This is a genomic window from Pseudomonas sp. NPDC087614 (assembly GCF_044743485.1).
In the GTDB taxonomy this organism is placed as follows: Bacteria; Pseudomonadota; Gammaproteobacteria; order Pseudomonadales; family Pseudomonadaceae; genus Aquipseudomonas; species Aquipseudomonas baetica_A.
The window spans coordinates 58,350-65,084 of sequence record NZ_JBIUWN010000025.1; the positions used below are offsets into that span (position 1 = coordinate 58,350).

Annotated in this window: 5 protein-coding genes; 4 read left to right on the forward strand and 1 reads right to left on the reverse strand. The window is 60.3% G+C overall.

The annotated features are described in order from the left end of the window. Positions 1-3 precede the first annotated feature (3 nt). Positions 4-1,029, reverse strand: a complete 1,026-nt coding sequence (locus ACIOWA_RS12280) for an NAD(P)H-dependent glycerol-3-phosphate dehydrogenase (RefSeq protein WP_339430826.1) — start codon at positions 1,027-1,029, stop codon at positions 4-6. Positions 1,030-1,225: 196 nt separating this feature from the next. On the opposite strand from ACIOWA_RS12280, the gene ACIOWA_RS12285 reads away from it, so the two are divergent. The 4 genes from ACIOWA_RS12285 to fabA form a co-directional block, all read left to right on the forward strand. Beyond that, positions 1,226-3,349, forward strand: coding sequence for a TonB-dependent receptor plug domain-containing protein (locus ACIOWA_RS12285; protein ID WP_401160006.1), 2,124 nt, complete (start codon positions 1,226-1,228; stop codon positions 3,347-3,349). A 1-nt stretch (position 3,350) separates the two neighbouring features. Next, a complete protein-coding gene (locus ACIOWA_RS12290) occupies positions 3,351-4,283 on the forward strand; it encodes an ABC transporter substrate-binding protein (RefSeq protein WP_339538094.1) in 933 nt (310 codons plus the stop codon). Beyond that, the gene (locus tag ACIOWA_RS12295; RefSeq protein WP_339495429.1) at positions 4,280-6,184 is read left to right on the forward strand and encodes a response regulator; all 1,905 of its coding nucleotides are present in this window, start codon (positions 4,280-4,282) and stop codon (positions 6,182-6,184) included. Before ACIOWA_RS12290 ends, ACIOWA_RS12295 begins: the two co-directional genes overlap by 4 nt. Positions 6,185-6,431: 247 nt before the next feature. Beyond that, on the forward strand, positions 6,432-6,735 hold a 304-nt coding region (gene fabA, locus ACIOWA_RS12300), incomplete at its 3' end, for a bifunctional 3-hydroxydecanoyl-ACP dehydratase/trans-2-decenoyl-ACP isomerase (protein ID WP_401160009.1).

The following is a 6,735-nucleotide window of genomic DNA, read 5'->3' on the forward strand; positions in this document are numbered from 1 at the left end:
GACTCAGTTGAAACCACTGGTGGAAATAAAGTCGACGTCGGTTTTCGGCTCGGCCCGCATCAACAACGCGATGACCTGGTCCAGCGTGCGCCCTTCGAACAGAATGGCGTGCAGCCCGGCGACCAGCGGCATGTAGACACCCACCTCCTGGGATTTGGCCTTGAGTACTTTCAAGGTATTCACCCCTTCGGCGACTTCACCAAGGCGCGACACCGCTTCGTCGAGGCTCAGCCCCTGACCGAGGGCGAAACCGACCTGATAGTTGCGGCTCTTGGGCGACGAACACGTCACGATCAAGTCACCGACGCCGGCAAGCCCCAGGAAGGTCATGGGGTTGGCACCCTGATTCACCGCAAACCGGGTCATCTCGGCCAGGGCCCGGGTGATCAGCATGCTCTTGGTGTTCTCGCCCATCTCCAGAGCCACCGCCATGCCGGCGATGATCGCGTAAACGTTTTTCAACGCACCGCCCAACTCGACACCGAAACGATCGGCGCTGGCGTAGACGCGGAAGGTGCGGCCATGCAGCGCGGCTTGCACTTGTTTGCACAGGTCTTCGTCTTCACTGGCAACCACGGTGGCGGTCAGTGCGTGCTCGGCGATTTCCCGCGCCAGATTCGGCCCGGACAACACGCCGATGCGCGCTTGCGGAGCGATCTCTTCGAGGATCTGGCTCATCAGCTTGAAGGTGTGGGCTTCGATACCCTTGGTCAGGCTGACCAGCATTTTGCCGCTCAGCCGTTCGGCGTGGGCGGCCAGCACCGTGCGCAACGCGCTGGACGGCAGGGCGACAAAGCACAGGTCACAGGCATCGAGGGTGGCTTGCAGGTCGGTGACGGCGGTCACGCCCGGCACAATCTTGATGCCTTTGAGGTAACGCGGGTTTTCGCGATTGACCCGGATGGCCTCGGCCTGCTCGGGGTCACGCATCCACTGCAAGACTTGATGGCCGTTCTCGGCCAGAAGATTGGCCACGGCGGTACCAAAACTTCCGCCTCCCAGGACCGCAATCGGGCGCTGTTCAGTCATATGCAATCCGTTAATCCATACCAGTGGCGATGTCGGCATTATACGGGGCGACCCCGTCGCGGCCAGCCCCCGCGTCAATTACCGATACTTGTAGGAAGAAGACCAACAAAACCTAGGAAAATGCCTATAACGTGACTGGAAAAGTCGCTGCCCTCGGTTAACATGCCCGCCAATTCTTCGCTCTATAGGCTGTGTCGTGCTCTTTGCTTCTCCCTCATCGCGCTCGTCCCTGTTGCTCGCGCTGCTGTTCAGCCCGGTCGTGCAGGCCGATGACCTGTTCATGGACAGCGAGTCGCTACCGCAGGTGCTGACGGCCACACGCCTTAAACAGACACCGGCGCAAGTGCCGGGAAGCATGACCGTCCTCGACAGCGAATTGATCAACGCCAGCGGCGCCCGCGACATCAGTGAACTGCTGCGCCTGGTGCCCGGGATGATGGTCGGCAACGTCAGCGGCAATCAGGCTGTGGTCAATTACCACGGCACCAACGCCAGCGAAGCGCGGCGCATGCAGGTGTTGATCGACGGCCGCTCGGTTTACCGCGCGGGTCTGGCCACGGTGGACTGGAGCGATATTCCGGTGGCCGTGGAAGACATTGAGCGCATCGAAGTCTTCCGAGGCCCGAACACTGTCAGCTACGGCGCCAATGCACTGATGGCGGTGGTCAACATCATCACGCGTCACCCGGCGAACAGCCACGGCACACGGCTGAAGATCACTCGGGGCCAGCGCGGCATCAACGATTTCCATGCCAGCCAGGGCACGGGCTGGAATGGCGGCGACCTGCGTCTGTCGCTGTCAGGTCAAGAAGACGACGGTTTCGACAGCAATCGCACAGGCGCCGATTACCGCGACAGCCGCCGCTTGAACCGTTTCAGTCTAGCGGTCAGTCATACCCTGAGCGACAGCCAGAGCCTCGACTGGCAGGTCAACGCGAAGGACGGCACCAACCAGCGGCCCTATACCTACCGACCGGTGTTCTCGGGGATTACAGACGCGGGGAACAACTCCGACGTGGTGGCCAAGGACTACGCCGGGTCGGTGCGCTGGAATCTCGACATCAATCCCGAACATAGCCTTTATGTACAAGGATCGGCGCAGCACTGGGACCGTCAGCAAACCTGGCGCGCTTGCGACGCCGAAGTGTCGTTCAGCCCGGAACTGACGCAGCTGTGGCAACTCGACCCCAATTACACCGAGCGCCTGGCGCGCAACATCACCCGGTTCACCGGCCCCGGCGCCGAGCCCGGAAGCCCGCAGAAAATGGCGCTGGCCAATCAGGTGCTTGATCAATGGCGCAACGGCGCCAGCCAAACCCTGTGCGGCGATATCGACCAGAGTGCCCGGGAGTCGCGTTACGACCTCGAATTGCAGGACACCCTCAGCCTGTCCGACAGCCTGCGCCTGGTCAGCGGCATGAACTATCGTTACGACCGGGCCGATTCCGAGACCTACTTCAACGGCACGCTGGACGACACCACTTGGCGCGCCTTCGGCCAACTGGAATGGCGCGCGACCGAACACTGGCTGTTGCAGGGCGGTGCAATGTTCGAAGACACGCAACTGATCGGCAGTTCGCTGACCCCGCGCTTCGCGATCAACTACCTGATCAACCCGCGCCATGGTCTGCGTGCGGTGTACTCGGAGGCGATCCGCTCGCCGGACATGTTCGAGAACAACGTCAACTGGAGCTATCAGGTGACCAACCTGCGGCCCACGGCGTACGGCCAGTCGTCAGCGCGTTATTTCGTCAAGACCCGTGGCCCCGGCGATCTCGATCAGGAACACATGCGCTCGCGTGAAGTGGGCTACAACGGCAATTTCGCAGAGTGGGGACTGGCACTGGATGTGAAGCTGTTCTACGACGAAATCACCGGGATGATCAGCGAGCCGTTGCGCAACAACCAATACATCGCCAGCAATGCCAACAGCTCACGTTTTCGCGGCACCGAAACCCAACTCGACTGGCGCGTGAGCAGGGTCGACCGCTTGCGTTTCACTTACGCCTACGTCGACGCCCAAGCGAGCAATCCGCAGGATCAGCAATTCACCTCGCGCAACAGCGGTTCGGCCGGTTGGCTGCGCGACTGGGGCCAAGGCTGGAACAGCGCCCTCTTCTATTACGGCGACAACGCGCTCAACGGCTATCGCTTTGAACGGGTCGACACGCGGATCGCCAAACGCATCCCGCTGGGCAAAGCCCAACTGCAACTGGCCGGCGTGCTGCAACAGCGCCTCGATCACGCGCCAACGACGTTCGTGGACAACCAATACGACGAACGCCGGGTGATGTATTTCAGCGCCGAGTTGGAGTTCTAGGGTGCGCCTCGGCCTGTCACGCAAGGCGCCAACCCTTGGCCACTGCCTGGCCGGGCTGTGCCTGTTTCTGGCCGCGTGGCTGCACGGCATCGCAGTGCAAGCGGCCGATATTCTGCTCACAGGGGCTGAAGAAAGTCCCGGCGTGCAGGCTTTCGTTCAGGCCCTCAGCGAGTTGCGTCCGACCGACAGTGTGCGTTTCCAGCCGCTGGCCAGTCTCCCGGCACCGGGAAAATTACCTTCCAGCCTGCGCCTGATTCTGCTCGATCTGCCAAGCCTCGACTGGCGCCTGCAAGACTCAAAGGGCCCGGCAACGCTGGTGCTGCGTATCAGCCGCGTGCAAGCACATCAGCGTTTCGGCTCGGCACAACCCTCGCAGCTGACTCTGCTGTGGAGCGATCCACCACTGGGCCGTCAATTGCAGTTGATCCGGCGGATGTTGCCGCAGGCGCGCAGGGTTGGCGTGTTGTTCCACCCGCACAGCGAATTTCTGCTCAAGGAACTGCGCCTGACCGCTCAATCGCTGAATCTGCAAATCGTCAGCCAACGCTGGGACAACACCCACGACAACCGCCCCCTGCAAGCTGTACTGAAAAACAGCGACGTGCTGCTGGGCCTCGACGATCCTGATCTGTACAACCCGAGAACCGCGAAAAACCTGCTGCTCAGCAGTTACTCGCAGCAAATGGCGCTGGTGGGGCCCAACGTTGCGTTTGTCCGCGCCGGTAGCCTGGTCAGCAGCTACAGCGATCAGAGCGACTGGCTGGCGGTACTCGACCAACTGCTCGACCAGCCGCCGGGCAATTGGCCGCCAGCCCTCTATCCCAAACGTTTTAAAGTCTCAAGTAATGCGCAGGTGGCTCGTTCCCTTGGGATCGAACCGTTAAATGACGCGTCAGTCGCCAGAGCGTTGGCTGAAGGAGAAAGCCGCCCATGAGTTTCCGTCGCCGTTGGGACATCAACACCCGGACCCAGTTGATCAGCCTGGGCCCGGCGCTGTTGCTGACCTTGTTGTTGATCAGCTTTTTTACCTTCGTGCGCATTCAGGATTTGCGCCAGGAGCTGAACCACACCGGCCAATTGATCGCCAACCAACTGGCACCCGCCACCGAGTACGGGGTGATTTCCGGCAATAACGAAGTGCTGGAGAGCCTGCTCAAAGCCTCGCTGGCAACACCCAACGTGCGCTTTATCGAAGTGCAGGACAGTGCCAACCGGATTCTGGTCTACGTCGAGCAACCGGCGAATGTCCATAGCCGTGCGCATCAGGTCGAAGTTTTTCAAGCGCCGGTAAGGCTGCAACGGATCGCCCTGCACAATGATTTTTTCCAGGACACCAAAGTCAGCAATGGCGCGGCCAACGAGGATTATCTGGGGCGAGTGATCGTCGGTCTGTCCAACGATGCCTTCAGTCAGCGTCAGCAGGAAATCCTGCTCAAGGCCGCTATTCTGGCGCTGTTTGCCCTGCTCTTCACCTTCATCGTCGCGCGGCGCCTGGCGGGCAGCCTGTCGCAGCCGATTCGCGATATCGGCAATGCGGTCAAGGCGATTCAGCAAGGCGACTATAAAACGCCGCTACCGATTGTCGACGACACCGAACTGGGCGCCCTGTCGCAACACATCAACAACCTCGCTCAGGCGCTGGAACAGGCCAGTCGTGAACAGCATCAAGCCATGGCCCAACTGATCCAGACCCGTGAGGAAGCGGAAAAGGCCAACAGCGCCAAATCCGACTTCCTGGCGATGATGAGCCATGAACTGCGCACCCCCATGAACGGCGTGCTGGGCATGTTGCAATTGCTCGAAACCACCGACATGACCGAAGAACAGGTCGAGTACGCCGCGCTTGCCTCGGAGTCCACCGAACACCTGCTCAAGGTCATCAACGACATTCTCGACTTCTCGCGCATCGAGCGTTCGGAACTGGAACTGGAGCATATCCCGTTCAACCTCGCCGAACTCATCGCAGCCTGCGCCCAGTCGTTCCAGCACAGCGCGGTTCAGCGTGGCCTGGCGCTCAATCTGCGGATCCCCGAAGACATGCACGGTTTGCAGGTACAGGGCGATCCGACGCGGATCCGGCAGATTCTGGTCAACCTGGTCGGCAACGCCTTGAAATTCACTGAACAGGGTCGGGTCAGCATCGAGGCGCAGTGGCAGTCGCTGGATCACGAACTGCTGTGGTTCACCTGTTCGGTGCGCGACAGCGGCATCGGTATTTCGTCCGAGAGCCTGGAGTTGATGTTCAACGCTTTCCAGCAGGCCGACAGTTCTATTTCAAGGCGTTACGGTGGCACCGGCCTCGGTCTGCCGATTGCCCGCACTCTCGCCGAGCGCATGGGCGGGACATTGCGCGCGCAGAGCGAAGAAGGTCGCGGCTCGGTATTCACCCTGGAAATTCCGCTGGCTCTTTATAAGCAGGCGTTGCCGCAACTGGCAGCGCCACGCGCATTGAACAGCAGCGGTCACGGCGAGGGGCGTCATGTGTTGCTCGTGGAAGACAATCCGGTGAATCAGACCGTGATTGAAGCGATGCTGCGCAGTTTGGGCTTTACTGTCAGTGTTGCCACCGATGGCGCACAAGCGGTGCAAAATGCCGAAGCAAGCGATTTCGAAATGATTCTCATGGATTGCCGTTTGCCGATCATTGATGGCTACGAAGCGACCCGGCAGATTCGCCGCTTGCCCGGACGCAGCGCGGTGCCGATCATCGCATTGACCGCCAATGCCTTGCAGGGCGACCGCGAGGCCTGCCTGTCGGCGGGCATGAACGATTATCTGGCGAAGCCGTTCAAACGCAATGACCTACAGCAGATTCTGCAGCGCTGGGTGTCGTAGTGACGGCTTTTCGACCATCTGCGACTGGCGTGAAAAGCGAAAGTGCGGCAGTCTTAGGCACCCGAACGAGCCTCAAAAGGGGCTTGAATAAAAATTTCAGTGCACAAGTGTACATTCATGTCCTTGGTGCTGTGACTTTCACCACAACGCAATAGTCTATGAGTAGGCTGCCGGTTCGAGGCATGAACGCTTCGAACGGTCGGGAAGATTTGCCCCACCTGCCGCATGGGATTATTGAGGAGCTCGCATGACCAAACAAAACGCCTTTACTCGGGAAGATCTGCTGCGCTGCAGTCGCGGTGAGCTGTTCGGCCCAGGTAACGCGCAACTGCCCGCCCCGAACATGCTGATGGTGGATCGAATCACCCTGATCAGCGAAGAAGGCGGCAAGTACGGCAAAGGTGAATTGGTCGCCGAACTGGATATCAATCCTGACCTGTGGTTCTTCGCGTGCCACTTCGAAGGTGATCCGGTCATGCCGGGCTGCCTGGGTCTGGATGCCATGTGGCAACTGGTCGGTTTCTTACTGGGCTGGCAAGGCCTGCCGGGCC

What these genes read in the sequence shown, in the direction of transcription:
- ACIOWA_RS12280 (WP_339430826.1), bottom strand. Translation starts at nt 1,029, where the DNA reads ATGACTGAACAGCGCCCGATTGCGGTCCTGGGAGGCGGAAGTTTTGGT.
- ACIOWA_RS12295 (WP_339495429.1), top strand. Translation starts at nt 4,280, where the DNA reads ATGAGTTTCCGTCGCCGTTGGGACATCAACACCCGGACCCAGTTGATC.